Source organism: Nocardia anocheti, from assembly GCF_029675105.1.
GTDB lineage: Bacteria > Actinomycetota > Actinomycetes > Mycobacteriales > Mycobacteriaceae > Nocardia.
Genome location: NZ_JAQQFV010000002.1, coordinates 681,831 through 708,652 on the forward strand (window position 1 = coordinate 681,831; position 26,822 = coordinate 708,652).

Sequence of the window (26,822 nt, forward strand, 5' to 3'; positions counted from 1 at the left end):
TCAGTTCAGGGCGTGGTCGAGGTCGCCGAGGAGGTCTTCGATGTCTTCGAGGCCGACCGAGATGCGGACGACGCCGTCACTGAGGCCGATGGAGGCTCGGCCTTCGGGGCCCATGGCTCGGTGGGTGGTGGTGGCGGGGTGGGTGATCAGGGTCTTCGCGTCGCCGAGGTTGTTGGAGATGTCGATGACGCGCAGGCGGTTGAGGACCTCGAAGGCGCGCTTCTTGCCGTCGTCGCCCGCGAGTTCGAAGGTGACGACGGTGCCGCCGCCGGACATCTGTTCGGTGGCCAGGGCGTGCTGGGGGTGCGATTCCAGGAAGGGGTACTTGACCCAGTTCACGGACTTGTCGGTCTCCAGGAACTGGGCCACCTTCAGGGCCGAATCGGTGGACTGGCGCACGCGCAGCGGCATGGTCTCCAGGCCCTTGAGCAGGGTCCAGGCGTTGAACGGGCTCAGGGCGGGACCGGTGTGGCGCATCAGGTTCTTGACGGGGCCGTCGATGTAGTCCTGGGCGCCGAGGATGGCGCCGCCGAGCACGCGGCCCTGGCCGTCGATGTGCTTGGTGCCGGAGTAGACGACCACATCGGCGCCGAGTTCGAAACCGCGCTGCAGCAGCGGGGTGGCGAAGACGTTGTCCAGCACCACCTTCGCGCCCGCGGCGTGGGCCAGCTCGGTGACCTTGCGGACGTCGACGAGGGTCTGCATCGGGTTGGCGGGGGTCTCGAAGAACACCGCCTGGGTGGGCACCGAGAGGGCCTGTTCCCACTGCTCGAGGTCGTCACCGTCGACGAAGACGGTCTCGATGCCCCAGCGCGGCAGGATCTCGTTGCACACCACGAAGCAGGAGCCGAACAGGCTGCGCGCGGCCACGAGCCGGTCGCCCGCCTTCAGCAGCGCGCCCAGCGCGGTGAACACCGCCGACATGCCCGAGGCGGTCGCGAAGGCGGCCTCGGCGCCGTCGAGCAGGCGGATGCGCTCCTCGAACATGGCCACGGTCGGGTTGCCGTAGCGGGAGTAGACGAAGTGCTCGACCTCGCCGGTGAACGCGGCCTCGGCGGCCTCGGCGCTCTCGTAGACGAAACCGGAGGTCAGGTACAGCGCCTCGGAGGTCTCCTCGAAACCGGAGCGGCGCAGACCGCCGCGGACCCCGAGGGTGGCGGGGCCGACGCCCTCGGGCAGTGGCTTGTCGAACGAACCACCGGTGATCATCTGCTGTCTCCTTATGCCTGGCGCCACGGCAGGCCGACCGCGCGCCAGCCCACGCTGCCACGCTGACCGAACGCGTCGGGACCACCCTCGAAACCGTCGAGCACGTTGTACGACGGGGCGATGCCCGCCGCGGTCGCCACGGTCGCGGCCCCGATGGAGCGCTGTCCGGAGCGACACAGGAACACCACCGGCGCGTCCTCGGGGCGCCCGTCCAGCGCGCGCTCGAGTTCGGCGGTGAAGTTCGGGTTGCGGGTGCCGGTGCCGTCGACCCACTCGATGAAGTGGGCCGGGCGTTCGATGGAGCTGGTGTCGGGGATGCCGATCTGCGCCCACTCGCCTTCGGTGCGCACGTCGACCAGCACCGCGCCGGGGTGCTCGGTCAGGATCTCCCACGCCTTCTCAGGGGTGATGTCGCCAGCGTAAGTCATGTCGCCTCCTACTGAATCCGCTCTTGCCGCGGCGGGAATCCGGCGCACGGCCAGGTCGTCACCCGGAGCACCCCACCGCGGAGGAGGGTTGCCGGCCAGCGAGCCGGGGCTTGGCGCTGGCGCTCATGACCTTGCGATCTGAGATTGCCCCGGCACTGGTCACCGTGTCAAACAGGTCAGGGCGCGCACACCAGCCAGGTGCCGTCGACCCTGGTCAGGTTCCAGGTGCCGGTCGAGGGTGCGTCGCCGACGCGCACGGTGGCGTCGATCTTGGCCCGATCGCCGTTGACGGTGGCTTTGTCGAAGCCCTTCTCGTCGATCGTCACCGCCGATTTCGGGCCGCCGAGGCGCTCGGTGAGACCGGACTTCTCCTCGTCGAAGCCGGGGCACGCGACACCGGGCGGCGGACGCAGCTCACTGCGCGAGCGCGCGTCGATATAGTTGGTGACGGCGGCCGCGAGCCGGTCGGCCTCTGTGACATTTTTCTCAGCGGGTGAGAGCACGCCGCCCAGCACGATGCCGATGAGCACCAGGACCGCGATGACCGCGGCCGCGACGAACGGAACGACCGATCGTTTGTCGGTCTGATCCACCACCACGGGCTCCTCGTCCGGCCCTGATCGCTGCACGTTCATGTTGTAATCCTGACAGACCGGGAGCGGGCAACCGCACCGCGCGCCGGGCGGCCACCACACCGCAGATAGAATCGGCGCAATGCTGCCAGCAGCCGGATCGTCAATTTAGCCTAAGCTAAATTGACGCCGTCAACAGTTTTCGACCAAAGGGTGCGCGTAGAAATGACCGAACAGAGTGCAGCGACTCGCCCACTTCGCATCGCGATCGTGGGTGCGGGACCGGCCGGTATCTACGCCGCCGACGCGTTGATGAAGTCCGATGCCGAGGTGTCGATCGACCTCTACGAGCGCATGCCCGCGCCGTTCGGCCTGATCCGCTACGGCGTCGCGCCCGACCACCCGCGCATCAAGGGCATCATCACCGCCCTGCACAAGGTGCTCGACAAGGAGCAGGTGCGCCTGCTCGGCAATATCGACTACGGCACCGACATCAACCTCGACGACCTGCGTCAGTTCTACGACGCGGTGATCTTCTCCACCGGTGCCAACGCCGACCGCGCGCTGCCCATCCCCGGCATCGACCTGGACGGTTCCTACGGCGCGGCCGACTTCGTGTCCTGGTACGACGGCCACCCGGACGTGCCGCGCAGCTGGCCGCTCGAGGCCGAGAAGGTCGCCGTCCTCGGTGTCGGCAACGTGGCCCTCGATGTGGCCCGCGTGCTGGCCAAGACCGGTGACGAGCTGCTGCCGACCGAGATCCCGCCGAACGTCTACAAGGGCCTCAAGGCCAACAAGGCCGTCGAGGTGCACGTGTTCGGCCGCCGCGGCCCGGCGCAGGCCAAGTTCACCCCGCTCGAGCTGCGCGAACTCGACCACTCGCCGACCATCGAGGTCATCGTCGATCCCGAGGACATCGACTACGACGAGGGCTCGGAGGCGGCGCGCCGCAACTCCAAGCAGGTCGACATGGTCGCCAACACCCTCGAGCAGTGGGCCATCCGCGACCAGGGCGACCGCCCGCACAAGCTGTTCCTGCACTTCTTCGAGTCGCCCGCCGAGATCATCGGCGAGGACGGCAAGGTCGTCGGTCTCAAGACCGAGCGCACCCAGCTCGACGGCACCGGCAACGTCAAGGGCACCGGCGAGTTCAAGCAGTGGGACGTGCAGGCGATCTACCGCGCGGTGGGTTACCTGTCGCAGAACGTCACCCAGCTGCCCTTCGACGATCAGGCGGGCACCGTGCCCAACGAGGCCGGTCGCGTGCTCGTCGACGAGGCCGCCGAGGGCTCGGCCCGCTTCATGCCCGCCACCTACGTCACCGGCTGGATCAAGCGCGGCCCGGTCGGCCTGATCGGCCACACCAAGGGCGACGCCAACGAGACCATCGCCTGCCTGCTCGACGACGCCAAGGACTTCACCCCGGCGGCCAAGCCGGAGCTCGACGCGGTGACCGAGTTCCTGGAGAGCAAGGGCATCCCGTTCACCACCTGGGCGGGCTGGTACCGCCTCGATGCCCACGAGCGCGCCCTGGGCGAGCCCGAGGGCCGCGAGCGCGTGAAGGTCGTCGAGCGCGAGGACATGCTGCGCGCCTCGGAGCCGAACAAGGTCTAGGGCACACGCCACGAAGAGCCGGTGCGAACCGGGACATCACGTCCGGGAACCACCGGCTTTTTTCGTTCGATGTGATTGCTCACACGGGCGCACTCTTCCATTCCGGCGATCTCGAGGCATTCTGGTACACGTGTTCGATGCGCACGTCCACATCATCGATCCGCGGTTTCCGCTGATCGAGAACGAGGGCTACCTACCTGAGCCTTACATCATCGATGACTATCGAAAGCGCATGCGGCGCTTCGAGGTTCGGGGTGGGGCGGTGGTGAGCGCCTCGTTCCAGGGGACCGACCAGTCGTACCTGAAGGCCGCGCTGGCCGCCCTCGGGCCCGACTGGGTGGGGGTCACCCGGCTGGATCTGGACGCCACCGACGACGAGATCGTCGAACTGGACCGCGCCGGGGTGCGCGCGCTGCGCTTCAACCTCAAGCGCGCCGCCGCCGATATCACCGAGATGACCCTGCAAGCGCTGCGCGCGCACGAGCTGGCCGGGTGGCACGTGGAGCTCTACATCGACGGGCAGATGCTGGCCTCGCTGCAACCGGTGATCTCCAAGCTGCCCGCGCTGTCGATCGACCACCTGGGCATGTCCGAGGAGGGTCTGCCGTACCTGCTGGACCTGGTGGATCGCGGTGCCAGGGTGAAGGCCACCGGCTTCGGCCGCGTCGACATGGACGTGGCCGAGACGCTGCGCCGCATCCACGCGGTGAACCCCGGCGCGCTCATGTTCGGCACCGACCTGCCGGGCACCCGCGCGGGCAGGCCGTTCGAGGACCGCGATGTCGAGCTGATCAGCCGCGTCGTCGGCGCCGATGTGCACGCCGTCCTCGAGGACAACGCCCGCGAGTTCTACCGCCTCCCCGCCGTCGACCGCCCCGCGGCGGACCCACTCCCCACCATGCCGATCCCCCGCACCGACAACCCCACGGTCCCGATCCCCCGCGACCAACTCCCCAGCGCCGACGCCCACACGCGCCCGCTGCCGGTCATCGAGAAGTAGCTCAGGCCATGATCGCGCCGGTGAACCAGACGCCCGCCGCGACCAGGGCGCCGAAGAGTTCGACCAGCATGGACAGGCCGACGCCTTTGAGGGCGTGCACGGTGGCGGGCCAGGCCAGCCGGTTGACCTTGAGGCGGTACAGCTCAGCCAGGTAGACGCCGAGCACGAAGCCGATGAACAGGCCGACGATCGGGATCACGAAGAAGCCGATGACGCCGAGGATCGCCCCGGCCAGCAGGGCCCTGTTGGACACGCCCGCCTCGCGCATCCGGCGGCCCGGCCAGGTGTATTTCACGACGCCGGAGATGATCAGCGCGACCGAGGCGATCGCGAGCACCGTCCAGGCCGTGGTGCCGCCGGTGAGGAACGCCCACACCGCGATGGCCGCGAAGATGAGGATCACCCCCGGCAGAATCGGTACGATCACGCCGACGATGCCGACGAGAATGACGAGGCCGACCACGACCTCACCCCACACGCTCACTACCGGGTCCTCCCGTTTCCGCGCCGAGTAGCGCCATCGAATTCTCGCCCATGGCCTACCCGAGCCGCCATCCCGACGCTATTGTCGAAGTGTCAATACCGTTCGACGACGAACTGAGGTCAGGCGTGAGCAGCGAGTCCACCGCCAAGCAGGGGCCCCTCGCGGGCATCAAGGTCATCGAGCTGGCGGGCATCGGCCCCGGCCCGCACGCCGCACTACTGCTGGCCGACCTCGGCGCCGACGTGGTGCGCGTGCAGCGCCCCAAGCAGCTGCCCGGCTTCCTGGAACGTCCGCAGTGGCGCGGCCGCACCATCGTCGAGGCGAACCTGAAGGACCCCGCCGACGTCGCCAAGATCCTCGACCTGGTCGAGAAGGCCGACGTGCTGCTGGAGGGCTTCCGCCCCGGCGTCACCGAGCGCATGGGCCTGGGCCCCGACGAGGCGCTGGCGCGCAACCCGCGCCTGGTCTACGGCCGGATGACCGGCTGGGGACAGCACGGCCCGCTGGCCGACCGTGCCGGTCACGACATCAACTACATCTCGCTGACCGGCGTGCTCAACGCCATCGGCCGCAAGGGTGAGCGCCCGGTGCCGCCGCTGAACATGGTCGGCGACTTCGGCGGCGGCTCGATGTTCCTGGTGTTCGGCGTGCTCGCCGCGCTGGTGGAGCGGCAGAGCTCGGGCAAGGGCCAGGTGATCGACGCCGCCATGGTCGACGGTGCGCTGGCGCTGTCGCACATGATCTGGGGCATGCGCGGCATCGGCCTGTGGTCCGACGAGCGCGGCACCAACCTGCTCGACACCGGCATGGCCTTCTACGACACCTACGAGACCTCCGACGGCAAGTACATGGCCGTCGGCGCGATCGAACCGCAGTTCTACGAGCAGCTGCTGGCCGGGCTCGGGATCGAGGCGGACGGGCTGCCCAACCAGCTGGACCCGGACGGGCAGGAGCAGCTGCGCAAGCTGTTCACCGACAAGTTCAAGACCAAGACCCGCGACGAGTGGACCGCGATCTTCGACGGCACCGACGCCTGCACCACCCCCGTGCTCACCTTCACCGAGGCCACCGAGAACCCGCACATCGCGGCGCGCACCGGCCTGATCGAGATCGACGGTGTGGTGCAGCACGCGCCCGCCCCGCGTTTCTCGCGCACCCCGGGTGGCGTCCCCACTCCGCCGCCTTCGGTCGCGACACCGATCGAAACGGTCTGGGCTGACTGATTTCCCGACCTGTCGTCGGTAGTCTGACGGCTATCGACGACAGGATTCGGGTCCGCACCGGCCATCGGCCACCGAAGGTGCTCGCCGCATTCATCGCGGCCGCCACCTTCGGTTCGGCACTGCTCGCGTTCGCCTTCGCCGAGGGATTCCTGGACAACCGCCGCGCACAGCTGCTCGAAACCGGTTGTCGCCGTGACATTCCCGTCCCCGTCGCCGCCACCGCGTTCACCGGCATCGCCACCGGTCTGCTGGTGGTCACCGGCGCCTCGCTGATCTGGCTGCTGGTGCTGCTGTTCCGGTATCCGTCGACGCGCAGTGCCGTGGCGGTGCCGTTCACCACGCTGGCCTTCGTGGTGTCGGCGCTGTTCCTGCTCGGGGTGGGCTACGAGACCGTGAACCCCGATCCCCTGCTGCCCGCGTCGAGCGGCTACCGGCCGTGTGGCTTCGGCTGACTCAGTAGCAGGTGAGCGGTTGCAGCGGGTCGGCCGCGCGCGGGGTGAGCGCGGCGTAGGCCGAAGCGATGGACTTCACCGCTAGGCGCAGTTCCGGTTCGGGGTGGGTGAAGGGCAGGCGCAGGAAGCGCTCGAAGGCGCCCTGCACGCCGAAACGCGGTCCGGCGGCGAGCAGGACGCCGTGGTTGGGGGCGGTGGCGGCCAGCGCGGTGGAGACCGGGCTCGGCAGTTGCGCCCACAGCGACATCCCGCCCGCGCCGGGCAGGACGTGCCAGCCGGGAAGGTCTTCGGAGATGGCGTCGAGTAGGGCGGCGCGCTGGTCGCGCAGCTGGTCGCGGCGGCGTTCGAGGATGGGGTCGGCGTGCTCGAGCAGGTCGACGGTGGCGAGCTGGTCCATCACGGGGGTGCCCAGATCGACGGTGGCGCGGATGCCGAGCAGCTTGGTGATCAGCGCCTGGTTGGTGCGGATCCAGCCCACGCGCAGGCCACCCCAGAACGACTTCGAGGCCGAGCCGATGGTGATGATCTCGGCGCCCTTGGCGAAGGCGGCCACCGGCGGCGGCATCGGGGCGCCGGAGAGGTTGAGCTCGCTCATCGACTCGTCGATGACGATGGTCATCCTGGTGTCGCGGGCGATGGCGGCCAGTTCGGCCCGGCCCGCCTCGTCGAGCAGCAGGCCGGTGGGGTTGTTGAAGTCGGGCACCAGGTAGGCCAGCGTCGCGGCGGTCTGCCGGGCGGTGCTGCGGATACCGTCGAGATCCCAACCGGCGTGGGGGAATTCGGGACGCAGCGGCACCGGGATCGGGCGCGCGCCGACATCGCGGATGGCCTCGATCGCGTTCGGGTAGGACGGGTGCTCGATGAGCACGCGGGCGGCGGGCGAGGTGAGGACGTTGAGCAGCAGCCGCAGGCCGTGCTGGGCGCCGAGGGTCACCAGGATCTGGTCGGGCTCGGTGGGCAGACCGCGCGCGGTGTAGCGGCGGGCCAATGCCTCGCGCAGCGCGAGCACGCCGACCGGGTCCATGCCGTGGGTGCCGAGATAGGCCGGAATGCCTTGCAGGGCAGTGGCATACGCGTCGTGCAGTTCCGGCGGGGCCGACATGGCGGCGTAGGTCATGTCGATGGTCGGCAGCTCGGGCTGGGCCATCAGGGCCATGATGCCGCGCGCGGGCTTGGCGCCGTCGTGCTGGATGGCCGGGGGCAGGGCCACCGTGCTGCGCGAGCCCTGGCGGCTGATCAGGTAGCCGTGCTCGCGCAGCAGCGAGTAGGTGGAGGTGATGGTGGTGCGGCTGACGCCGAGGGTGGTGGCCAGATCGCGCTCGCTGGGCAGGGCGACCCCGAGCGGGGCGCGACCGTCGTGGATGAGCAGGCGGATGGCCTCGGCCAGTGCCAGATAGGCGGGCCGGTGCGGGCGACGTTCGGGGGTGTCGCCGTCGGTTTCGGGGTCACGCCACCGGCCGAGGTCGCGGGCCAGGCCCGACGCGCCGATCACTCTTGTCGCCATAAAGTCCAGTATTCCGTAAGTGGATATTTCTAGGCAAGGCCAGTCGGAGGATGGTGGGAAACATGACCACCTTCCTCGCCCTCGCCGTCGCCGTTCTCGTCGGACTCGCCGTCTACCGCGCCTTCCCGAAGCGGGACGATCTCCCCTTCTGGCCGTTCCAATATCTGCCCCACGACCGGGCTTTCAGCACCTATGACGAGCAGCGGGCGCTGCGCGATCTGGACGCGGTACGGGCCCACGAACCCGAACCCGAAGAATCAGTCCAGTTGCCCGAAACTGGCTCTTTCCACAAGCCGCTGGCCGCCTGATCGAGGGGGCCGGGCGGAATGTGTCACCCGGGCGGCGCACACTGTGCTCATGAGTTCCGGCACCGAATCGACCCGGACCGACACGGTGGTCGCCGCCCTCTTCGACACCGCGATCGGACTGTGCGCGATCGCCTGGCGCGGCGACACCGTCGTCCGATTCCAGCTGCCCGAGGCGAGCGAGGAGGAGACGCTGGCCCGGATCACCCGGCCGTTCGGCGGCACGCCGGTGACCGAGGGCGAGCCGGGACCGGTGGTCACCGCGGCCATCACGGGGGCCAGGGCGCATCTCGACGGCGAGATCGACCCGCTGCGCTGGATCGACGTCGACCTGGTCGGCGTGCCGGAATTCCATCGCGCCGTCTACGCGGTGACCCGCGACATCGACCCCGGCCGCACCCTCAGCTACGGCGATATCGCCACCCGCCTCGGCGCGCCCGGCTCGGCCCAGGCCGTCGGGCAGGCGCTCGGGCGCAATCCGATTCCGCTGATCATCCCCTGCCACCGGGTGCTGGCCGCCGATCACGCGCTGCACGGGTTCTCGGCGCCGGGCGGGATCGGTACCAAGGCCCGGCTGCTCGAGATCGAGCGGACGCCGGGGTTCGGCGAGCCGATGCTGTTCTGAGCAGATTCCGGGAAACCCGCTCCGACCAGGGCCGCACCGGATCGCGTACGGTCGGGGGGCGCCCAGGAATCGAGAGGAACCAGCATGCAGACAGTGACGTCGGCCGATGGCACGACGATCGCCTACGACCGGGTCGGGGAGGGCACCGCGGGGACGGTGATCCTGCTCGGCGGGGCGTTCAGTTACCGGGAGTTCCCGGCCATGGTCGAACTGGCGCGGACGCTGTCCAGCGACTACGACCTGACGGTGCTCAATGTGGACCGGCGCGGGCGCGGCGACAGCGCCGACTCGCCCGGGGTGTACGACGTGGCCAACGAGATCGCCGACATCGCGGCGCTGGTCGAGGCCGCCGGTGGGCAGGCGGCGCTGTTCGGGTGGTCCTCCGGCGCGGTGCTGGCGCTGCTGGCCGCGCAGCAGGTGCCGGGCGTGACCGCCGTGGTGGCGTTCGAGCCGCCGTTCATCGTGGACCCGAAAGACCATGTGCCGCCCAAGGATCTGGCCGACAAGCTGCACCCGATGATCGCGGCGGGCAAGCGCGGCAAGACCGTGCGCTACTACATGACCAAGGCCATGGGCATGCCGTGGCTGATGGTCGGGGTCATGCGGCTCACACCGTTCTGGAAGAAGCTGACGGCCACCGCGAACTCCACGGCGCACGATTGGGCGGTGATGCGGCCGTACATGCGCGGTGCGCGGCCGACCAAGGCCGACTGGGCCGGGGTGCGCGTCCCCGTGCTGGTGCTCGCCGGTGACCGCACCGCGCCGATGCTCACCAAGGGGGCCAAGGCCGTCGCCGAAGTGCTGCCGAAGGCGGAGTTCGCCGAGCTGCCCGGGGTGAGCCACGATCCGAAGATCGCCGTCCTCGCGCCCGCCGTGGGCGCATTCCTCACGCGCGCGAAGTAGCTCGGCCCCTCAGGGCGGGGGCGGGTGATCGCGGTAGAACTGACAGGGATCGCCGTCGAGGTAGCCGTCCATGCAGGCGAAGTAGGTCTGCACGCAGGCGTTGCTGGTACAGCCGAGGGTGTAGAGCATGCCCCGGATGCGCTCGTTGCGCTGCTGGGCGGGGGCGAGGGTCTGCGCGGGCGGCAGCGCCGTACTCACCGGTGACACGCTCGGCGACGGAGTGGGCGGCGCGTCGGCGGCCGGGGCGCACCCCGCCGCGACACCGACCGCGAGCAACGCCAGCGCGAGACCACGCATCGCCATCAGTCACCTCCGTCCGCCGACCAGCTCCGACGGTACTCCCCTCGCTGCGCCTCGTGCGGTCGCGGTCGTCCTGATCCGGACATCCTTCGTGAAGCACGCGAATCGTGGAAATCGCAGGTCAAGGCGCTACTCGCCATGACCAGCGCGGATACCGATGTACCTCGGAGCTGCCGCGTCGGCCCGCTACCTCCGGACAAGATCAGTGCCCCCGATCGGGGGCTCTGTCGCGGGGACCGTCAGTCCTCGCAGGGGCAGTCCGGCAGCTGGGGCAGGGCGACCCGCGGGAGGTCGACCTGGGGCAGGGGGATCACCGGCAGGGGCGGGAGTTCCGGGCAAGGCATGTTCGCCAGCTGGTCGTCGACCAGAGCCTCGAGCGGGTCGGCCGGGCTGGCCGGAGCGTTCGGGTCGCCCTGGAAGGCGGTCGCGCCGACGACACTGCCGATGACACCGCCACCCACCGCGCCTACGGCGGCGGCCGGGACACCGGCGAGCGCGGCACCACCGGCGGCGCCGACGCCAGCGCCGATGAGCGCACCGGCACCGGCGGCACCCGCGCCCGCCGCGAGGATCAGCGGCGATTCGGCGAACCAGACCGCCGGGAAGGTCGTCACGGCGAAGGGCCCGGTCGCGGCGGCCGCCAGCGCGGCGACACCGGCGGTCGCGGCGGTCGAACCCGCCACCCCGACACCGAAGCCGATGGCCGTACCGACCACAGCACCGGCGGCACCACCGACCACACCACCCGCTACCGCGGCGGGCACGCCCACCACCGTGGCGCCGAGCAGCGCGCCGCCGACGGTGGCCGCGGCGATCTTGTCCGAGCGGCTCGGGTTGATGCCGATCGAGCGGCCCTGGGTGGCGATCGCGGCCTCGATATCGGCGGCGGTGGTGTTGACGGGGCCGAGCAGGTCCTCGGGCACCTCGTCCGGGACCGGGCGGGTGAAGTCACCCACGCGCAGGGTGCGCGGCGGCGGGGCGATGGGCGCCACCAGCTCGACCGCCTCGGGCAGGTGCAGGTCCTCGAGGACGACCGGCGGGGCGGGCGCGGTGTACTCGGGCACCGGGCGCGACTCGGGACGCAGCCGGTCGAGCGTGTCGGGACCGTCGAAGGCGCCCAGCTCGGAACGGCCCTCCTCGGCCGGTTCGGAGACGCCCGGCTGCACCGGCGTATCGGTGACACCCGGCTGCACCGGCACCGCGACCGCGATGCCCGCGCAGGCCACCGCCAACGCCATGGGCAACACCCCGGCCATCGGGCGGGCGAGACGCCGCGCCGTCGAGTAGTTCACATCATCTGACCGACGGATCACGCCGAACACCCACTCACACACTCTTCGGAAAACGGCACGTCCCCGCGTACCGCGCAGCGACGATAGCGTTTGCCGCGAGGCTGCCCCAAATCGATAGCGAGTCGACATCACCCGCGCGTGTCGGCCGTGAACTGGGGTGATGCGGAAACGCCACAGCCCCTCACCCGATAGCGGGGAGGGGCTGTGGCGACGCGGGAATCAGGCGATGACGTCGTAGCGCACGATGGTCTGGTCGCGGCCGGGGCCGACGCCGATGCAGGAGATCCGCGCGCCGGAGAGCTCTTCCAGGCGCAGCACGTACGCCTGCGCGTTGGCGGGCAGCTCCTCGAAGGTGCGCGCGTGCGAGATGTCCTCCCACCAGCCGGGCATCTCCTCGTAGACCGGCTTGGCGTGGTGGAACTCGGTCTGCGTGGTGGGCATCTGCTCGACGCGCTTGCCGTCGATCTCGTAGGCCACGCAGATCGGCACGGTGTCCAGGCCCGACAGCACGTCGAGCTTGGTGAGGAAGTAGTCGGTGATGCCGTTGACGCGGGTGGCGTAGCGGCTGATCACCGCGTCGAACCAGCCGCAGCGACGGGCGCGGCCGGTGGTGACGCCCACCTCGCCGCCCTGCTTGGCCAGGAACTCGCCGAAGTTGTCGAACAGCTCGGTCGGGAACGGGCCGGAGCCGACACGGGTGGTGTAGCACTTGAGGATGCCGAGCACCGTGTCGATCTTGTTCGGGCCGATGCCCGAACCCACCGCGGCACCGCCGGAGGTCGGGTTCGAGGACGTGACGAACGGGTAGGTGCCGTGGTCGACGTCGAGCAGGGTGCCCTGCGAGCCCTCCAGCAGGATCGTGTCGCCGCGCTCGAGCGCCAGGTTCAGCTCCAGGCGGGTGTCGGCGATGCGGTGCTTGAACGCCTCGGCCTGGCCGAGCACCTCGTCGACCACCTGCTGCGGGTCCAGCGCGCGGCGGTTGTAGATCTTCACCAGCACCTGGTTCTTGAACTCCAGGGCCGCCTCGACCTTCTGGGTGAGGATCTTCTCGTCCAGCACGTCGGCCACGCGCACGCCCACGCGGGCGACTTTGTCCTGGTAGCAGGGACCGATGCCACGGCCGGTGGTGCCGATCTTGCGGTTGCCGAGGAAGCGCTCGGTGACCTTGTCGATGGCCACGTGGTACGGCATGATCAGGTGCGCGTCGGCGGAGAGCAGCAGGCCCGAGGTGTCCACGCCGCGCTCTTCCAGACCGGCCAGCTCGTCGAGCAGCACGCCGGGATCGACCACCACACCGTTGCCGATGACGTTCTTCACGCCCGGGGTGAGGATGCCGGACGGGATCAGGTGCAGCGCGAACTTGTCGCCATTGGGGAGAACCACCGTATGGCCCGCGTTGTTGCCACCCTGGTAACGGACCACCCACTGCAACCGCTCACCGAGCAGGTCGGTGGCTTTGCCCTTACCCTCGTCGCCCCACTGGGCGCCGATGAGGACGATTGCCGGCATCAGGAGTCTCCTACAGATCGACGGCAGCGCACATCAGCACTGCAGCTACCTGCCGTAATGAGGCGGTGGCCGGAGACACAGTCTAGCCATCGGCTACGGTTACCTGTCGGCAGGGGGTTTTGCCACGTGTTCGAGGGGCGACGCGCAGTCGTCCGGATCGAGGAGGGTGTACCGCGGTTTGAGTACCCACGTTCTCCGATGCGGAGACATCCCGGTCCCCATCGCCCTCGCCGCACTGCCCACCACGCAGACCGATCGCATCCCCGACACCGCCGTGATCGACGAGTTGCTGCCCGTGCTGGCCGCCGACAGCCTGCCCCGGCTGATCGTGCTGGGCGATGACGCCGCGCTGGCCGCCGTGCTCACCCATCTGATGCGCACCGAGCGCCTGCACGTCGAGGTCGGCTACGTGCCGGTCGAGACCACCTACGCCTCGCGGGTCTACCAGACCGCCACCGGCAACGCCGCCGCCAAGATCGCCATCGAGGGCCGCGCGATCGAGACCCCGCTGATCCGCGACGACACCGGCACCGTGCTGGTGGGGCGCGCGAGCATCACCGGTCTCGAGGGCGCCAAGCTCGAGGGCGAGGCCTATGTCGACGACACGCTGCTGTTCTCCGGCATCGTCACCACCATGCTGATCTCGCCCACGATGACCATGCCCGGCGTGCGCGCCCGCGTCCGCAAGGGCATGCGTAAGCGCACCTGGGTGTCGGGGCGGGCCGCGCAGCTCGGGACGCCGGGCGCGATCGTCACCCGCGACGGTGTCACCACCGACCGCAAGGTCCCCCGCTCCACCTTCTATCGCTTCGAACGACCCTGGTTGCTGGTGAGATGACGTATTCCTTCACGCCGCGGCGTTCCGGCCACAACGCCGTGCGGCCGAGCCCGGTCTTCCTGCTCATCGTGTTGATCACGGTGCTCGGCGGCGCGCTGGCCTGGGACGCCGACGTGGAGTCGGTGCGCGCCAAGATCGGCGTGTTCGTGCTGGTGGTGTTCGGCTGGATCATCAGTCTGTGCCTGCACGAGTTCGCGCACGCGTATGTGGCCTGGCGCGCGGGCGACCACCAGGTGGAGGTGCGCGGCTATCTCACCCTGAACCCGCTCAAGTACAGCCATCCGGTGCTCTCGATCGGTCTGCCGCTGGTGTTCATCGCGCTCGGCGGCATCGGTCTGCCCGGTGGCGCCGTGTATGTCGACACCACCGGTTTCAAGGCGTCGATCCAGCGGTTGGTGAGCGCGGTCGGCCCGTTCTCCAACGCGCTGTGCGCGATCGTCCTGCTGGTCGTGATCCGCGCGTTCGGCTCGCCGGTGGAGCACGAGGCGTTCTGGTACGGACTCAGTTTCCTGGCGTTCCTGCAGATCACGGCGTTCCTGCTGAACATCCTGCCGGTGCCGGGCCTGGACGGGTACGGCATCATCGAGCCCTCGCTGAGCTACCAGACCCGACGCTCGCTCGACCAGATCAAGCCCTTCGGGATGCTGATCCTGTTCGCGTTCATCTTCTTCACCCCGTTGAGCCGTGTGTTCTTCGACGCGGTGTACGCATTGTTCGAGTTCTCCGGGGTACCTGACTGGTGGGCTTCCAACGGGAGCTACCTCACCCGATTCTGGAGATGAACGGAAACGACATGAGCTCCACCGCTGTGCTGTCGGTCATCATTCCCACGCTCGACGAGGCGTCCTGCATCTCGGCCTGCCTGGAACGGCTGGTCGGCCAGGACGCGATCGATCAGATCGTCGTCGTCGACAACGGCAGCACGGACGGCACCCGCGAGATCGTCGACACGCTGGCGCGTCGGCATCCGAAGATCGAGCTGGTCGACGAGCGCAATCCCGGTGTCGCCCATGCCCGCAACGCCGGATTCGAGCAGGCGCGCGGTGACTACCTCGGCCGCATCGACGCCGACACGCTGGTCTCGCCCGACTGGGGCGCCACCGTCCGCGCGCACCTCGACGAGCATCCGGACACCATGGCCGTCACCGGGATCAGCACCTATCACGATTCGCCGATCGGCTTCTTCCTCGCGGGCGCGATCGACGCCCAGCACCGGCTCGGCATGATCCGCCACCAGCCGGTGGGCAATGTGCACGGCGCCAATATGGCGATCCGGCGCAGCGCCTGGCAGCAGGTGCAGCAGGTCACCACCACCCGCCGCGACCTGCACGAAGACCTCGACCTCGCGCTGTGCCTGACCAAGGCGAAGCTGCGCATCGACCAGCTGCCCCGGCTGCGCGCGCAGATCTCGGCCCGCCGCAGGCAGACTCCGCCGCACGTCTGGTGGAAATACCAGCTGCGCGGTCTGCAGACCATCGCCAACCAGGGCTACCAGGTGGTGCCGTTCCACCGCGCGGTGATCACCGGCGCCTGGATCATGCACACTTCGCAGTGGCCGATCTACCGGATCTGGGACTTCGACCGCAAGCGCTTCTCGCTGACCCCGAATCGGCCGAGGGTCTCCCCCGTCGGCGACTGAGCGCTCACTCCTCCGGCGTCACATACGGATTGGGCACGGTCGGCGGCAGCAGCGCGATCGCCGAGATCCGCTGCATCCCGCAGACCACCATCAGATCCACCACGATCGACCGGATCTGCGCGAACACCACGTGCGCCGACAGGCCCGCCCCCGCGACGAGTTCCGGGCGGGCGTTCTTGGCGACGCTGCGCAGCCCGCGCGTCGCCTCGGCCTGATCGGGCTGCTCGCCGGGATCGGCCAGCATCATCCGGCGCACCACGTCGGCGGCGTTGCCGAGTTGGTCGACCAGGTCGATCAGGCGCGGGTCGAGCACCTCGTCGTCGCGCACGAGGGTCAGCGAACGGCGCAGCAGCACGCGGGTGTTGCGGATGGCGTTGTCGAGGGGGTCGGCGGCGGAATGGATGCGCTCGAGGCGTTTGCGGGAGTTCCAGTACAGCGGCGAGATCCGGCTGATCTCGCGCCCGCCCTCCAGCGCCGAACGCAGCGCGTCGATCTGCTTCTGGGTGGCCCGCACGGCCGTGAGCGACTCGTGCACCTTGTCGGAGTTCTGCTCGAGCAGGCCGTCGGCGCAGGTGATCAGGGATTTGCTCATCACCGCGAGCACGTCGGCCGCGTGCTCGCGGGCGCGGCGCACCGGGTGCAGCGGGATGGCCGCGACCATCAGCACGCCGACGAGTCCGCCGATCAGGGCGTCGATCATCCGGTCGGGCCCGGTGGCGTCGGACTGGTCGAGGGTGGCGATCAGCACCGCCGAACCGGCCGCCTGGATGGTGAGAATCGCGCCGCTGTCGAGGAATACGGCCACCGCCATTGCCCCGCCGACCACCAGCGCGACCTGCCAGACCCCGGTCCCGACCTGGGCGATGAACAGGTCACCGATGCCGATCCCCACCGCGACACCCACCACCAGCTCCGCCGAGCGGCGGATCCGCGCGCCGAAGGAGACACCGATCGACACCACCGCCGCGGTCGGCGCGAAGAACGGCTGCGTATGGCCGACGAGATTGTGCGCGACGAACCAGGCCAGCGACGCGCCGAGCGCGCACTGGATGATCGGGATCGCCGACAGCCGCAGGCGCACGACCGAGGCCCGCAGCCGGTCGACCGTGCTCGCCCTGGCCGCGGTGACCATGGGCGTCGCCGCGGCCACGACGGCCTTGGGATCGTGTACCCGAGGACGCATCCGCGGGGTCGGCTAGTCCAGGCCGAGCTCGGCCGCGGCGTGCGGGTCGCAGTCCTCGAGCAGGTCGAGGCAGCGCGCGTACTCCTCGGACTCGCCGATGTTCTTGGCGGCCCTGGCCAGCGCGCCGACGCTGCGCAGGAAACCCTGGTTGGGCTCGTGGCTCCACGGCACCGGGCCGAAACCCTTCCAACCGTTGCGACGCAACAGGTCCAGGCCGCGGTGGTAGCCGGTGCGGGCGAAGGCGTAGGCGGCGATGGTGTCGTAGTCGGCTTCGCCGCCGGAACGCTCCAGCGCCGCCTCCGCGAGTTTCGCCCACGCGATCGAGGCGGCCGGATGAGCGGCGGCGACCTCGACCGGGTCGGTACCGGCCGCGATGGCGTCTTCGGCGTCGATCAGTTCAGGGAGGAGCACTGGCTGGGGTCCGAGCAGGTCACCGAAGGAGGACATGGACTCATTGTGCACCGCGCGTCCACCCGACGCCGCCCGGCCCGCCGCACGCGCGATCGGCGACGTCTCGCGTGCACGGCCCATTAGGCTGATCGGCGAGAGCGACGTTCGAGCCTGAGCGAGGGGTACAGAGGTGTCCGACCCGACCGACGAGAACAACCCGGCAGCCGATCCTGCCGGTCCCGGCACGCCCGGGAAGCGGCCCGCCGAGCGCGGCGATTCGTCGAGCGCCCCCGGCGCACCGAAGTCGACCCCCGAAGCGGTCACCGAACCCGGCGGCAGACCGACCGCCCCGCCGCCGACCGCGGAGACGGTGGTGATCCGCCGGGATTCGCTGCCCGGTGGCGCCCCCGGCGGCTCCCCGCTGGCCGGGCTGTCCCAGGGCCTGCCCGGCGCCGAACCCGAGCCCACCGACACCGGCTCCCCGACCCCCGACCGGGTCGACCCCGCCGGTCCGGACGCACCGACGACCTCCATGTCGATCCCGGGCAAGACCCCCTCGGTCGACCGTGGCGACGACCAGACCGTGAAAACCGTTCGCGAACAGGCGAAACCGGGACCGGCGGATATCGCCACCGCGGCGATGACCCGCGCCGAGCTGTCGTCGGTGGATGAAGCGGACGACGCGGAGTCCGCGGGCGATGCCGGTGCGGAGGGTGGGGGTGTCGGCTCGGACGCGACTTCCACCGAAGCTGCCGCGTCGAGCGGGAAGCCCGAAGGTAGCGCGGAGGCGTCATCGAAGGCCGCGCCGCGCGTCCAGGACGCGAAAGTCGCTTCGGCGGAAGGAAGCTCGTCCGAAACCTCCTCCGAAGGGGTTGCGGGCAAGGCCGGTTCGCCCGATCAAGGTGGTGTGGACGACGCCACCCACAAGTTCACAACACGGGCGGACAGTGCCGGTGCGGCTGCCGGTGGTGCGGCCGAGGCGGCTGCGGGCGCCGGTACGACCGCCGAGGGCAGCGCCGATATCTCTGGTCTCGACGATGGCGCGGGCACGGATTCCTCCGCTACGGGTGCGGATTCCGCCCCGAATGCGGTCGCGGGCGCTGGTGCTGATGCGGCGGCTGGCGCTGGCACGGCGGCTGGTGCTGGTGCGGCGGCTGGTGCTGGCGCGGCGGCTGGCGCTGGCGCGGCGGCTGGCGCTGGCGCGGCGGCTGGCGCTGGCGCGGCGGCTGGCGCTGGCGCGGCGGCGGACGACCAGACCGTGGCGATGCGGGTGGTGAATCCGGCCGAGGCTCCGACGACGGCTATGCCGATCCAGCGTCCGAAGGGTACAGATCGGGTGGTGCCGCCTGCGGGTGGGCGCCCGGCGATGACTCCCCCGCCGTCTACTCCGCGCGGACCGGGCGGCCCGCGTCAGGCCGGTCAGCAGGGGCCGGGTGGTCCAGGGCAGCAGGGGCCGACGGGTCCAGGCCCGCAGGGACCCGGTGGACCCGGTCACCAGGGTCCGGCAGGTCCGGGCCCGCAAGGACCCGGTCACCAGGGTCCGGCAGGTCCGGGTTCGCAGGGTCCTGGCGGCCCCGGCCAGAAGGGCCAGACGGGCAGCGGCCCGCAAGGACCCGGTGGTCCGGGTCAGCAAGGTCCGACAAGCCCCGGGCCGCAAGGGCCGCGTGGGCCCGGTCAGCAGGGTCAGGCAAGCCCCAGCCCGCAGGGTCCCCGCGGGCCCGGCCAGCAAGGTCCGGCGGGTCCGGGTCAGAACGCTCCCGGACCGCAGCGGCCTGTGGGTGCCGGTCCGCAGGGACCGGGTGGACCCGGTAATCAAGGCCCGGGAGTGCAGGCTCGGCAGGGCGCGGGCGGCCTTGGCCAGCAGGGTCCCGGCGGGCCCGGCAACCAGGGTCCCGGTGGACCCGGTCAGCAGGGCCCCGGTGGACCCGGTCAACAGGTCGGACCGCAGGGGCCGGGTGGGCCCGGCCAGGGTGGTCGCGGTCCGCAGGGCGCGGGTGTTCGCGGGCCGCAGGGTCCCGGTGCGCCCGGACAAGCCGGGCCGAGTCGACCTGTCGACGCTGGAGCCGATGGGCCCGGTGGACAGAGTCAGCAGAGTGCCGGTGGTATCAGCGCGGCGGGTGCCGTCGGGCTGGGTAAGCAAGGCCAGGCAGGCCCCGGCGCCCCCGGCCAGCAGGGGCCCAGTGGACTCCAGAAGGGACCGGGCGCTCCCGGTCAGCAGGGTCCGGCGGGCCCCGGTCAGCAAGGTCGCGGTGGGCCGACACAGCAGGGCCAGGGTGGAGCCGGGCAACAAGGTCCCGACAGGCCCGGGCAGCAAGGGCCGGGTGGGCCCGGGCGACCGGGCGGTTCCGGGCCGGGTGGTCCGGGGCAGCAGGGACCGGGTGGTTCGGCTTCGCAGGGGCTGGCCGGTGCCGGGCAGCAGGGGCCGGGTGGGGCCGGGCGGCCGGGTGGTGAGCCCGGGCAGCGGCCGGTGGTGCCCGCGCAGCAGTTCCAGCAGGGGCTGGGGTCGCAGCGGGGTGGGGTCGAGGAGACTCAGCCTTCGCCGCCCAAGGGGGCGGGGCAGCGGCCGGGGGCCGCGTCGGCGCCTTCGCCTGCCGATATCCAGCCGACCAGGCCCGCCGAGCAGTTGGCGGGGCAGCGGCAGGTGGCACCGCCGCAGCGGGTCGGCGCGGAGGGGTCCGGTGAGACGGCCACTCCGGAGCGGTCGAAGAAGTGGTGGCTGGCGGTCGGGGGCGCGGCCGTGGTCGTGATCGCGCTGCTCGGCACGGTCATCGCGCTGATGACCGGCGGGGACAATTCGCCGGAGGGTCAGGTCAAGGCGGCTATCGGTGATTACACCGACGCGCTGCGTAGCGGAAACCTCGACGATCTGCGCGCCAGCACCTGCGGCGAACTGCACGATTTCTATCAGGGCATCAGCGCCCAGCAGTTCGACACCGTGCACAAGATCTCGGCCGAGCACGGCTCGATTCCGGTCGTATCCAGCGTGAACGCGGTGCGCATCACCGGTGACACCGCGCTGGCCGAGGCCACGGTCTCCACCGAGGGCGACCCCTCGAAGCAGACCGCGCGAACCTTCGATCTGCAGCGCACGGACGGCGAGTGGAAGGTCTGCGACCCCGCGGGAACCCCGTGACCTGGTGCTGAACCCGTCGTAGTGGGCGAGCTGCCCGCTATGACGGGTCACACATAACTGGTCTTCCTGCTGTACGCCCCGGTAACATTTTCCGGATCATGAGCAGGGAACAGACAGTGTCGCAGCCGGACATCGAAGCTGTGGTCCCGGATACGACGCTGGTCGGCCAGCGTTTCGGCTTCCGTGATCACTATGAGGTCGGTCGCGAGAAGATCCGGGAATTCGCCAGGGCCGTGCAGAATCTGCATCCCGCCCACCAGCACGAAGTGGACGCGCGCAAGCTCGGCTACGACGGTGTCATCGCGCCGCCGACCTTCGCCTCGGTGATCGGCATGAGCGCCACGCGCGCCCTGCTCGACAGCGTGCTGACCGAGTACGACATCTCCCGCGTGCTCCAGACCGACCAGGTCTTCGAGATCTTCCGCCCGATCCTGGCCGGTGACCGGATCAGCACCGAGATCGATATCGAGTCGATCCGCCAGTTCGGTGACAACGACTTCATCGTGGTGGGGTTCAAGCTGGTGAACCAGCACGACCAGATCACCGTGCAGGGCACCACCACCATCGTGGCCCGCAAGGGCGTCGAGGTGGACCCGAACATCGTCGAGGCCGTCGAGAACATCAGCATGCATCCGCGCCCCGCGGTGATCGCCGGTGTCGACACCGCCGACGTGCTGTTCCGCCACACCGGCCCGGTCCGCCCCGGCGGCGTGCGCGAGACCGCGCCGGTGAACACCACTCCCGAGTTCGACTCCCTGGTCAAGGGCGCGGAGCTGCCCACCGCCACCGCCCGGGTGACCCGCGGCGATCTGGCCAACTACGCGGGCGTCTCCGGCGACCCCAACCCCATCCACTTCAGCGACCGCGCCGCCGAACTGGCCGGACTGCCGACCGTCGTCGCGCACGGCCTGCTCACCATGGGCCTGACGGCGCAGTACCTCACCGACTGGCTCGGCGACCCCACCGCCATCGAGAAGCTGAGCGTGCGCTTCTCCGGCTTCGTCCCCGTGCCGCCCACCGAGGCGGGCCTCATCGAGTTCTCCGGCAAGATCAAGTCGATCGACCCCGAGCGCCGCGCGGCCACCGTCCTGCTGAGCGGAATCTCCGACGGCCGCAAGCTCTTCGGGCGCGCCGCCGCCGAAATCCGCCTCACCTGAGGCGTTTTCCGACTAGGCGAAGGCCGCGCTGTTGCGGGCGACCCACTCCGCGAAGGTGCGCGGAGCGCGCCCGAGCAGCCGTTCGACATCCGGGCTGACCTGCCGCTCAACAGGTTTGGGTGAGCCGAGGATGTCCAGGGTCGACTCGACGATGTGTTCGGGCATGAACCGCACCATCTCGGCCTTGGCTTCGGCGCGCGACAATTCGATGAAGCGCACCGGCTCGCCCAACGCCGCCGCGATATCGGCGACCTGCTCACGCGGCGAGATCGCCACCGGCCCGGTCAGGTCGTAGGCGCGGCCGCCGTGCCCGCTGTCGAGCAGGGTGACGGCGGCGACAGCGGCGATATCGGTCGGGTCGATGACCGGCAGCGCGACATCGCCGAACGGCGCCGCGACCATGCGTCGCGCGCGCACCGATTCCGCCCACTGCACCGCGTTGGACGCGAATCCGCCCGGCCGCAGCATCGTCCACTCGACACCGGATTCCCGGACGGTGTCCTCCATCGCCGACGGATGGCTGCCGGTGCCGACCCCTTGCGAGGACAGCAGGACGACCCGCCGGATTCCGGCACCCTTCGCGATGTCCATCACCTCGGTCACCTGGCCGCCGTCGGCGACGAAATCCCCTGAGGTCAACAGGAACAGCGACTCGGCTCCCTCGAAGGCCGCCGCGAGATCCGTCGGCTCGGCGAGATCGGCCTGCTGCCACCGCACTCCCGCGGGCACATCGGCGCCCGTCACCCCGCGCGAGACCGCTGTCACTCGCTCACCAGCCGCGACCAACGCCTCCACCAACGGCCGCCCGATATTGCCCGTCGCTCCGGTCACCACGATCATGTTCGTTCCTCTTTCCGAGTTCGTCTGTGTACTCGGGCGACGCTACTATCGTAGAGATAGTAGGTACCTAGAGGAAAGTAATGGATACGTGACGAGCGACACAGCATGGAACCCAGGCGATGACGTCGCCCCGGAGAACGCATGCCCGATCGCACCCGTGGTCGACGTCGTGTTCTCCCGCTGGACCACGCCGATCCTCTGGGTGCTGCATCAGCACGGCCCGCATCGATTCGTCGAGTTGCAGCGGCGGATCGGCACGATCACGCCCAAGGTGCTGACCGAGCGATTGCGGCAGCTCGAGCGCGACGGACTGATCGCGCGCACCTACTTCGCGGAGGTGCCCCCACGGGTGGTCTACGAGATCAGCGATCTCGGACGCAGCCTGGCACCACTGTTCGCGGCGCTGGCCGAATGGTCGGTGAACCTCACCGAGGTCGACCGGGCGCGCGAGAGCTACGACACGAAGCAGCGCCTGAGCCGCTAGGCCACCGCGAGGAAGGTCAGCAGGGTCGCGCCGATCCGGATGACATCCCCGTCGGCCAGCAGAGCCCCACTGTCGATGGGTACTTCGTTCACGTACACGCCGTTGGCCGAGTGCAGATCCTTGATCAGCAGTCCGGCCCGGCTGGGCATGATGTGGGCGTGGTAGCGGCTGGCCTTGGGGTCGTCGAGGACCAGTTCGTTGTCGGTCATCCGCCCGATCCTGATGCCGCCGTGCGGAATCGGGATCGTGCGGCCGTCGGCGAAGCGCAGATTGCCGTTGCGGATCGAGCGCGGGACCTCGGTGACCGTCTCGGTCATGGCCGCGGCGACCTGATCGGATCGCTTGGCGGTCAACACATTCAGCGGCTCCTGGCGCAGCACCCGCTGCTCCAGCTCGATCAGCGCGGCGCCGGGATCGATCCCGAGTTCCTCGGCGAGCACACCGCGCACCCGACGGCACGCCTCGAGCGCGTCGGCCTGCCTGCCGGACAGGTACAGCGCGGTGATCAGCTGACCCCACAGCGGTTCGCGCAGCGGATGCTCGTTGGTCATCGTGACCAGCTCGCCGATCACCGAAGACGCGCGCCCGCAGGCGATCTCGGCGTCCACGCGGGCCGAGGCCGCGAGCAGACGCTCCTCGTTCATGGCGGTGGCGAAGCCGTCGGCGAACTGCAGTCCGGCCAGATCGGCCAGGGCGCGACCCGACCATTCGCGCAGCGCGGCACCGAACAGATTGGACGCGCCGGGATGGTCACCGAGCTCGAAGCAGCGCGAGCCCGCCTCCCGCGCGGTCTCGAAACGGCCGAGATCGCACGCGGTGTCCGGGATTTCGAGGCGGTAGCCCGCCCCCTCGGTGCGCAGCACCTGCGCCGAATCCACCCCGGCGTTGCGCAGCGCCTTGCGGATATTGGAGACGAACACCTGCAGACTCGCGGCATAGGAGTCCGGCGGATCCTCGTTCCACACCATCTCGGCCAGCACCGCGGAAGACACCGCGCGCCGCCGGTTGACAGTGAGCGCGGCAAGCAGAGCGCGCGGCTTGGGCCCGCCGACCGCCACCGGCTCACCGCCGACGAGCAGTCGAACGGGCCCGAGCACACGGACATCAAGACTCATGAGCTCGGGCCCCGTCAGATCGATACGAGAGGCCGGTCAGGAACCGCTGACGGAACGTCCGGCCGACTTCAGGTCGTTGCAGGCCTCGAGCACGCGCTCGGCCATCGAGGTCTCGGCCTTCTTCAGGTAGCTGCGCGGGTCGTAGACCTTCTTGTTGCCGACCTCACCGTCGATCTTCAGCACACCGTCGTAGTTGGCGAACATGTGACCGGCGACCGGGCGGGTGAAGGCGTACTGGGTGTCGGTGTCGACGTTCATCTTCACCACGCCGTAGCGCAGCGAGTCCTCGATCTCGGACTTCAGCGAGCCGGAGCCGCCGTGGAAGACGAAGTCGAAGGGCTGGGCGTCGCTGTCCAGGCCCAGCTTGGCCGCGGCCACCCGCTGGCCCTCGGCCAGCACCTCGGGCTTGAGCACCACGTTGCCCGGCTTGTACACACCGTGCACATTGCCGAAGGTGGCCGCCAGCAGGTACTTGCCGTTCTCCCCCGCGCCCAGGGCGTCGATGGTCTTCTCGAAGTCCTCGGGCGAGGTGTAGAGCTTGTCGTTGATCTCGGCCTCGACGCCGTCCTCTTCACCGCCGACGACGCCGATCTCGACCTCGAGGATGATGTTGGCGGCCTTCGACAGCTTCAGCAGTTCCTTGGCGATCTCGAGGTTCTCGTCGATCGGGATGGCCGAACCGTCCCACATGTGCGACTGGAACAGCGGGTTCAGGCCGTTGTTCACGCGCTCCTGCGAGATCGCGAGCAGCGGGCGCACGTAGGTGTCGAGCTTGTCCTTGGGGCAGTGGTCGGTGTGCAGTGCGATGGTCACGTCGTAGCGGGCGGCGACCACGTGCGCGAACTCGGCCAGCGCGACCGCGCCGGTGACCATGTCCTTCACACCCAGGCCGGAGCCGAACTCGGCGCCACCGGTCGAGAACTGGATGATGCCGTCGCTGCCCGCGTCCGCGAAGCCCTTGATGGCGGCGTTGATCGTCTCCGACGAAGTGCAATTGATGGCCGGGAATGCGAACGAGTGCGCCTTGGCCCGGCCGAGCATCTCGGCGTAGACCTCCGGAGTCGCGATAGGCACAGCAGTGACCTCCGTGTGTCGGGAGCGAAAAACCAATTCTGTCAGGCCACACCCTAAATTAGGAAGGCAAGGACGGGTTCACCGGTGCTCACGTCACAGATTCGCCCGGTACTGTGGGGGCCGTGACTTTGCTGGCGGTATCCGATGCAGTGACGAACAACCTCGCGTTGACCCAGTTGCTGGACCCGATGTATCTGCTCCAGGAGACCTGGCTGAAGAACGCGGTCCTACCCGCCATCCTCGCCATCGTCTTCATCGAGACCGGTCTGCTGTTCCCGTTGCTGCCCGGTGACTCGCTGCTGTTCACCGGCGGCATGCTGGCCGCGCAGGAGAACGCGCCGATGTCGGTATGGGTGCTGGTTCCGGCGGTGATCGTCACCGCGTTCCTCGGTGATCAGTGCGCGTATTGGATCGGCCGCAAGATCGGCCCGGCCATCTTCCGTAAGGAGGACAGCCGTTTCTTCAAGAAGCAATACATCACCGAGACGCACGAGTTCTTCGAAAAGCACGGCCCGAAGACGATCATCCTGGCCCGGTTCGTGCCGATCGTGCGCACGTTCATGCCGGTGCTGGCGGGTGTGTCGAAGATGGACTACCGCAAGTACGTGGCCTTCGACATCGTCGGCGCGGTGCTCTGGGGTGGTGGCGTCACGGTGCTGGGCTACTTCCTCGGCAATGTCGGCTTCATCCGCGACCACATCGAGGCGATCTTCCTGCTGATCGTGTTCGTCTCGATCCTGCCCGCCATCATCACCGTCGGTAAGAAGGTGCTCGAGCGGCGCAACGCGCCCGCCGAGCCCGTGCAGGCCAATGAGCTGGCCGCGTCGGCGAACGAGACGCACTGATCGCAGTGACAGCGGGACCGTCGACACACGCTCTGGGCACCTTCGATCCGCTGATCTCGGCGGGCCCCGCCGTGGTCTGCACGGTGGTGCTGGTCTTCGTCTTCCTCGAGTGCGCCTTCATCATCGGGCTGTTCCTGCCCGGCGACTCGATGCTGATCACCGCGGGCATCGTGCTCGCCTCGCACGCCAACGGCGAATCCCAGGTGTGGGCGCTGTCGGTGGGCACCATGCTGGCGGCGATCGCCGGTAACCAGGTGGGCTATGTGGTCGGCCACCGCACCGGGCATCGCCTGGTCGCGCGCAAGAACGGCCGCTATATCAACACCGAGAACCTGGCCAAGGTCACCGCGCTGCTGGAACGGCACGGGTTCTTCGCGGTGCTGGTGGCGCGCTGGATTCCGTGGGTGCGCACGCTGTGCCCGATGGTGGCGGGCGCGGCCGGGATGGACCACCGCCGCTACACCATCGCCAGCACGCTCGGCGCGATCATCTGGGCGCCGGTGCTGCTGCTCATCGGCTATTACGCGGGCGAGTTCCTGGAGCGGGTCTCCTGGCTGATGCCCGTGGTGATCGGCACCCTCGTCGCCGGACTGGTGATCGGGACCGTCCTGGGCATCCGCCACTACCGCCAGGAGATGGCCAAGCCCGCCGAGGACTACGACCTGGACCAGACGCCGCGCCTGGCCGCCGAGTCGGAGCGCTGA

Annotated in this window: 29 protein-coding genes and 1 riboswitch; of the genes, 16 read left to right on the forward strand and 13 right to left on the reverse strand. The window is 69.6% G+C overall.

Annotated features, from left to right (window positions below; genetic code table 11):
• The 3 genes from QC180_RS07175 to QC180_RS07185 all read right to left on the reverse strand — a co-directional run bounded on the left by QC180_RS07175 (position 1) and on the right by QC180_RS07185 (position 2,272).
• Positions 1 to 1,209: an O-succinylhomoserine sulfhydrylase gene (locus QC180_RS07175; RefSeq protein ID WP_278261805.1), complete on the reverse strand. Its 1,209-nt coding sequence runs from the start codon at positions 1,207 to 1,209 to the stop codon at positions 1 to 3.
• Positions 1,210 to 1,220: 11 nt separating this feature from the next.
• Positions 1,221 to 1,637, reverse strand: a complete 417-nt coding sequence (locus QC180_RS07180) for a rhodanese-like domain-containing protein (protein ID WP_278261806.1) — start codon at positions 1,635 to 1,637, stop codon at positions 1,221 to 1,223.
• A 14-nt stretch (positions 1,638 to 1,651) separates the two neighbouring features.
• A riboswitch (SAM riboswitch) is annotated at positions 1,652 to 1,768 on the reverse strand.
• 45 nt (positions 1,769 to 1,813) lie between these two features.
• A complete protein-coding gene (locus QC180_RS07185; protein ID WP_278261807.1) occupies positions 1,814 to 2,272 on the reverse strand; it encodes an Rv0361 family membrane protein in 459 nt (152 codons plus the stop codon).
• Positions 2,273 to 2,434: 162 nt separating this feature from the next.
• Here QC180_RS07185 and QC180_RS07190 point away from each other — a divergent pair, with 162 nt between their 5' ends.
• Both QC180_RS07190 and QC180_RS07195 read left to right on the forward strand, forming a co-directional pair.
• Complete coding sequence (locus QC180_RS07190) at positions 2,435 to 3,823, forward strand: FAD-dependent oxidoreductase (protein ID WP_278261808.1); 1,389 nt, start codon at positions 2,435 to 2,437, stop codon at positions 3,821 to 3,823.
• A 130-nt stretch (positions 3,824 to 3,953) separates the two neighbouring features.
• A complete protein-coding gene (locus QC180_RS07195) occupies positions 3,954 to 4,823 on the forward strand; it encodes an amidohydrolase family protein (protein ID WP_278261809.1) in 870 nt (289 codons plus the stop codon).
• A gap of 1 nt (position 4,824) precedes the next feature.
• On the opposite strand, the gene QC180_RS07200 is transcribed toward QC180_RS07195, so the two are convergent.
• Positions 4,825 to 5,307 carry a DUF456 domain-containing protein gene (locus QC180_RS07200; protein WP_278261810.1) on the reverse strand — a complete coding sequence of 161 codons (483 nt, stop codon included), beginning with the start codon at positions 5,305 to 5,307 and terminating at the stop codon, positions 4,825 to 4,827.
• A gap of 125 nt (positions 5,308 to 5,432) precedes the next feature.
• Here QC180_RS07200 and QC180_RS07205 point away from each other — a divergent pair, with 125 nt between their 5' ends.
• On the forward strand, positions 5,433 to 6,530 hold the full coding sequence (locus tag QC180_RS07205; RefSeq protein WP_278261811.1) for a CaiB/BaiF CoA transferase family protein: 1,098 nt from the start codon (positions 5,433 to 5,435) through the stop codon (positions 6,528 to 6,530).
• 77 nt (positions 6,531 to 6,607) lie between these two features.
• On the forward strand, positions 6,608 to 6,982 hold the full coding sequence (locus tag QC180_RS07210) for a hypothetical protein (RefSeq protein ID WP_278261812.1): 375 nt from the start codon (positions 6,608 to 6,610) through the stop codon (positions 6,980 to 6,982).
• Position 6,983: 1 nt separating this feature from the next.
• On the opposite strand, the gene yczR is transcribed toward QC180_RS07210, so the two are convergent.
• The gene (gene yczR, locus QC180_RS07215; RefSeq protein ID WP_278261813.1) at positions 6,984 to 8,486 is read right to left on the reverse strand and encodes a MocR-like transcription factor YczR; all 1,503 of its coding nucleotides are present in this window, start codon (positions 8,484 to 8,486) and stop codon (positions 6,984 to 6,986) included.
• 62 nt (positions 8,487 to 8,548) lie between these two features.
• On the opposite strand from yczR, the gene QC180_RS07220 reads away from it, so the two are divergent.
• From QC180_RS07220 to QC180_RS07230, 3 genes are all read left to right on the forward strand, one after another.
• A complete protein-coding gene (locus QC180_RS07220) occupies positions 8,549 to 8,794 on the forward strand; it encodes a hypothetical protein (RefSeq protein ID WP_278261814.1) in 246 nt (81 codons plus the stop codon).
• Positions 8,795 to 8,843: 49 nt separating this feature from the next.
• Entirely contained in the window at positions 8,844 to 9,416 is a 573-nt protein-coding gene (locus tag QC180_RS07225; protein ID WP_278261815.1) for a methylated-DNA--[protein]-cysteine S-methyltransferase, read from the forward strand.
• Between the two features lie 84 nt (positions 9,417 to 9,500).
• A complete protein-coding gene (locus tag QC180_RS07230) occupies positions 9,501 to 10,319 on the forward strand; it encodes an alpha/beta fold hydrolase (protein ID WP_278261816.1) in 819 nt (272 codons plus the stop codon).
• A 9-nt stretch (positions 10,320 to 10,328) separates the two neighbouring features.
• Here the strand turns inward: QC180_RS07230 and QC180_RS07235 are convergent, their stop codons facing one another.
• The 3 genes from QC180_RS07235 to QC180_RS07245 all read right to left on the reverse strand — a co-directional run bounded on the left by QC180_RS07235 (position 10,329) and on the right by QC180_RS07245 (position 13,420).
• Positions 10,329 to 10,622, reverse strand: coding sequence for a hypothetical protein (locus QC180_RS07235; RefSeq protein WP_278261817.1), 294 nt, complete (start codon positions 10,620 to 10,622; stop codon positions 10,329 to 10,331).
• Positions 10,623 to 10,858: 236 nt separating this feature from the next.
• On the reverse strand, positions 10,859 to 11,911 hold the full coding sequence (locus QC180_RS07240) for a hypothetical protein (RefSeq protein WP_278261818.1): 1,053 nt from the start codon (positions 11,909 to 11,911) through the stop codon (positions 10,859 to 10,861).
• A gap of 219 nt (positions 11,912 to 12,130) precedes the next feature.
• Complete coding sequence (locus tag QC180_RS07245; protein WP_278261819.1) at positions 12,131 to 13,420, reverse strand: adenylosuccinate synthase; 1,290 nt, start codon at positions 13,418 to 13,420, stop codon at positions 12,131 to 12,133.
• A gap of 178 nt (positions 13,421 to 13,598) precedes the next feature.
• Here QC180_RS07245 and QC180_RS07250 point away from each other — a divergent pair, with 178 nt between their 5' ends.
• Genes QC180_RS07250 through QC180_RS07260 form a run of 3 tightly spaced genes read left to right on the forward strand, consistent with a single transcriptional unit; the run spans position 13,599 to position 15,897 of the window.
• Positions 13,599 to 14,258: a hypothetical protein gene (locus tag QC180_RS07250; protein WP_278261820.1), complete on the forward strand. Its 660-nt coding sequence runs from the start codon at positions 13,599 to 13,601 to the stop codon at positions 14,256 to 14,258.
• The gene (locus QC180_RS07255; RefSeq protein WP_278261821.1) at positions 14,255 to 15,040 is read left to right on the forward strand and encodes a site-2 protease family protein; all 786 of its coding nucleotides are present in this window, start codon (positions 14,255 to 14,257) and stop codon (positions 15,038 to 15,040) included. The genes QC180_RS07250 and QC180_RS07255 overlap by 4 nt, the downstream gene beginning before the upstream one ends.
• A gap of 11 nt (positions 15,041 to 15,051) precedes the next feature.
• Positions 15,052 to 15,897, forward strand: coding sequence for a glycosyltransferase family 2 protein (locus QC180_RS07260; RefSeq protein WP_278261822.1), 846 nt, complete (start codon positions 15,052 to 15,054; stop codon positions 15,895 to 15,897).
• Between the two features lie 4 nt (positions 15,898 to 15,901).
• On the opposite strand, the gene QC180_RS07265 is transcribed toward QC180_RS07260, so the two are convergent.
• Positions 15,902 to 17,029 carry an FUSC family protein gene (locus QC180_RS07265; protein ID WP_278261909.1) on the reverse strand — a complete coding sequence of 376 codons (1,128 nt, stop codon included), beginning with the start codon at positions 17,027 to 17,029 and terminating at the stop codon, positions 15,902 to 15,904.
• Between the two features lie 63 nt (positions 17,030 to 17,092).
• Positions 17,093 to 17,527: a DUF3151 domain-containing protein gene (locus tag QC180_RS07270; protein ID WP_278261823.1), complete on the reverse strand. Its 435-nt coding sequence runs from the start codon at positions 17,525 to 17,527 to the stop codon at positions 17,093 to 17,095.
• Between the two features lie 1,028 nt (positions 17,528 to 18,555).
• Between QC180_RS07270 and QC180_RS07275 the strand changes: the two genes are divergently transcribed.
• The 3 genes from QC180_RS07275 to QC180_RS07285 all read left to right on the forward strand — a co-directional run bounded on the left by QC180_RS07275 (position 18,556) and on the right by QC180_RS07285 (position 21,760).
• A complete protein-coding gene (locus QC180_RS07275; protein ID WP_278261824.1) occupies positions 18,556 to 18,747 on the forward strand; it encodes a hypothetical protein in 192 nt (63 codons plus the stop codon).
• 1,190 nt (positions 18,748 to 19,937) lie between these two features.
• Entirely contained in the window at positions 19,938 to 20,603 is a 666-nt protein-coding gene (locus tag QC180_RS07280; protein ID WP_278261825.1) for an Rv0361 family membrane protein, read from the forward strand.
• A gap of 98 nt (positions 20,604 to 20,701) precedes the next feature.
• Positions 20,702 to 21,760 carry a fused (3R)-hydroxyacyl-ACP dehydratase subunits HadA/HadB gene (locus QC180_RS07285; RefSeq protein ID WP_278261826.1) on the forward strand — a complete coding sequence of 353 codons (1,059 nt, stop codon included), beginning with the start codon at positions 20,702 to 20,704 and terminating at the stop codon, positions 21,758 to 21,760.
• A gap of 12 nt (positions 21,761 to 21,772) precedes the next feature.
• Here QC180_RS07285 and QC180_RS07290 read toward each other — a convergent pair whose 3' ends face one another.
• Positions 21,773 to 22,600 (reverse strand): NAD(P)H-binding protein, encoded by an 828-nt coding sequence (locus QC180_RS07290; RefSeq protein WP_278261827.1) that lies wholly within the window; start codon positions 22,598 to 22,600, stop codon positions 21,773 to 21,775.
• Positions 22,601 to 22,757: 157 nt separating this feature from the next.
• On the opposite strand from QC180_RS07290, the gene QC180_RS07295 reads away from it, so the two are divergent.
• Positions 22,758 to 23,084 carry a winged helix-turn-helix transcriptional regulator gene (locus tag QC180_RS07295; RefSeq protein ID WP_278261828.1) on the forward strand — a complete coding sequence of 109 codons (327 nt, stop codon included), beginning with the start codon at positions 22,758 to 22,760 and terminating at the stop codon, positions 23,082 to 23,084.
• Here the strand turns inward: QC180_RS07295 and QC180_RS07300 are convergent.
• Positions 23,081 to 24,199: a BTAD domain-containing putative transcriptional regulator gene (locus QC180_RS07300; protein ID WP_278261829.1), complete on the reverse strand. Its 1,119-nt coding sequence runs from the start codon at positions 24,197 to 24,199 to the stop codon at positions 23,081 to 23,083. The genes QC180_RS07295 and QC180_RS07300 overlap by 4 nt on opposite strands.
• A 36-nt stretch (positions 24,200 to 24,235) precedes the next feature.
• Positions 24,236 to 25,309: a class II fructose-bisphosphate aldolase gene (gene fbaA, locus QC180_RS07305; RefSeq protein ID WP_278261830.1), complete on the reverse strand. Its 1,074-nt coding sequence runs from the start codon at positions 25,307 to 25,309 to the stop codon at positions 24,236 to 24,238.
• Between the two features lie 152 nt (positions 25,310 to 25,461).
• On the opposite strand from fbaA, the gene QC180_RS07310 reads away from it, so the two are divergent.
• Together QC180_RS07310 and QC180_RS07315 are read left to right on the forward strand one after the other, a co-directional pair.
• Positions 25,462 to 26,118: a DedA family protein gene (locus QC180_RS07310; protein ID WP_278261910.1), complete on the forward strand. Its 657-nt coding sequence runs from the start codon at positions 25,462 to 25,464 to the stop codon at positions 26,116 to 26,118.
• Positions 26,119 to 26,123: 5 nt separating this feature from the next.
• Positions 26,124 to 26,822 (forward strand): DedA family protein, encoded by a 699-nt coding sequence (locus tag QC180_RS07315; protein WP_278261831.1) that lies wholly within the window; start codon positions 26,124 to 26,126, stop codon positions 26,820 to 26,822.

Coding starts and splice junctions, on each gene's coding strand:
- QC180_RS07175 (WP_278261805.1), bottom strand. CDS start 1,209: ATGATCACCGGTGGTTCGTTCGACAAGCCACTGCCCGAGGGCGTCGGC.
- QC180_RS07180 (WP_278261806.1), bottom strand. CDS start 1,637: ATGACTTACGCTGGCGACATCACCCCTGAGAAGGCGTGGGAGATCCTG.
- QC180_RS07185 (WP_278261807.1), bottom strand. CDS start 2,272: ATGAACGTGCAGCGATCAGGGCCGGACGAGGAGCCCGTGGTGGTGGAT.
- QC180_RS07190 (WP_278261808.1), top strand. CDS start 2,435: ATGACCGAACAGAGTGCAGCGACTCGCCCACTTCGCATCGCGATCGTG.
- yczR (WP_278261813.1), bottom strand. CDS start 8,486: ATGGCGACAAGAGTGATCGGCGCGTCGGGCCTGGCCCGCGACCTCGGC.
- QC180_RS07220 (WP_278261814.1), top strand. CDS start 8,549: ATGACCACCTTCCTCGCCCTCGCCGTCGCCGTTCTCGTCGGACTCGCC.
- QC180_RS07225 (WP_278261815.1), top strand. CDS start 8,844: ATGAGTTCCGGCACCGAATCGACCCGGACCGACACGGTGGTCGCCGCC.
- QC180_RS07230 (WP_278261816.1), top strand. CDS start 9,501: ATGCAGACAGTGACGTCGGCCGATGGCACGACGATCGCCTACGACCGG.
- QC180_RS07235 (WP_278261817.1), bottom strand. CDS start 10,622: ATGGCGATGCGTGGTCTCGCGCTGGCGTTGCTCGCGGTCGGTGTCGCG.
- QC180_RS07245 (WP_278261819.1), bottom strand. CDS start 13,420: ATGCCGGCAATCGTCCTCATCGGCGCCCAGTGGGGCGACGAGGGTAAG.
- QC180_RS07255 (WP_278261821.1), top strand. CDS start 14,255: ATGACGTATTCCTTCACGCCGCGGCGTTCCGGCCACAACGCCGTGCGG.
- QC180_RS07260 (WP_278261822.1), top strand. CDS start 15,052: ATGAGCTCCACCGCTGTGCTGTCGGTCATCATTCCCACGCTCGACGAG.
- QC180_RS07265 (WP_278261909.1), bottom strand. CDS start 17,029: ATGGTCACCGCGGCCAGGGCGAGCACGGTCGACCGGCTGCGGGCCTCG.
- QC180_RS07270 (WP_278261823.1), bottom strand. CDS start 17,527: ATGTCCTCCTTCGGTGACCTGCTCGGACCCCAGCCAGTGCTCCTCCCT.
- QC180_RS07275 (WP_278261824.1), top strand. CDS start 18,556: ATGCGGTCGCGGGCGCTGGTGCTGATGCGGCGGCTGGCGCTGGCACGG.
- QC180_RS07285 (WP_278261826.1), top strand. CDS start 20,702: ATGAGCAGGGAACAGACAGTGTCGCAGCCGGACATCGAAGCTGTGGTC.
- QC180_RS07290 (WP_278261827.1), bottom strand. CDS start 22,600: ATGATCGTGGTGACCGGAGCGACGGGCAATATCGGGCGGCCGTTGGTG.
- QC180_RS07300 (WP_278261829.1), bottom strand. CDS start 24,199: ATGAGTCTTGATGTCCGTGTGCTCGGGCCCGTTCGACTGCTCGTCGGC.
- QC180_RS07310 (WP_278261910.1), top strand. CDS start 25,462: ATGTATCTGCTCCAGGAGACCTGGCTGAAGAACGCGGTCCTACCCGCC.